The 843-nt window shown below is 66.1% G+C and carries 1 protein-coding gene; it reads left to right on the forward strand.

Translation table 11 applies throughout. From position 1 onward, the window contains the following. Window positions 1-843, forward strand: an 843-nt coding sequence (locus tag KUG39_RS17040; protein ID WP_216916637.1) for a glycogen/starch/alpha-glucan phosphorylase, incomplete at both ends; no start/stop codon positions are given.

An 843-nucleotide genomic window follows, 5' to 3' on the forward strand; every position in this document is an offset into this window, starting at 1 on the left:
GCCGCCTGCTTCCTCGAATCCCTCGCCACCCTCGAGGTCCCCGCCACCGGCTACGGCATCCGCTACGAGTTCGGCATCTTCGACCAGATCATCCGCGACGGCCGCCAGGTTGAGATCACCGACAAGTGGCTCAAGGGGGGCTGGCCCTGGGAAATCGTCCAGCCCGGGAAATCCTGTGTGGTGGGCTTCGGTGGCCGCACCGAGAGCCAACGTGACGAAAACGGCGCCTACCGGGTGCGCTGGATCCCCGCCGAGCTCGCCATCGGCGTCCCCCACGACGTGCCGGTGCTGGGCTACCGGGTCAACACCTGCAACCGGCTGCGCCTCTGGCGCGCCGATGCCACCGAATCCTTCGACTTCCAGACCTTCAACAGCGGCGATTTCTACGGCGCCGTGGAACAGAAGGTGGGCTCGGAGACCCTCTCGAAAGTGCTCTATCCCAACGACGGCACCGATGCTGGGCGGCGTCTGCGGCTGATGCAGCAGCACTTCTTCGTCAGCTGCTCGCTGCAGGACATGATCCGCAGCCTCGATGCCCGTGGCATTCCCGTCCAGGAATTCCCTGAGCACTGGGCCATCCAGCTCAACGACACCCACCCCTCGATCGCCGTCGCCGAGCTGATGCGGCTGCTCCTCGACGACAAGCACCTGGAATGGGACGCCGCCTGGGCCATCACCACCGCCTGCCTCTCCTACACCAACCACACCCTCCTGCCCGAGGCCCTCGAGAAGTGGGGCCTCGATCTCTTCGGGTCCCTGCTGCCCCGCCACCTCGAGCTGATCTTCGAGATCAACCGCCGCTTCCTCCAGCAGGTGCGCCTCAAGTACCCCGGCAACGACGCC

The sequence above is a fragment of the Synechococcus sp. CCAP 1479/10 genome (assembly GCF_019038515.1).
Taxonomy (GTDB): domain Bacteria; phylum Cyanobacteriota; class Cyanobacteriia; order PCC-6307; family Cyanobiaceae; genus Cyanobium.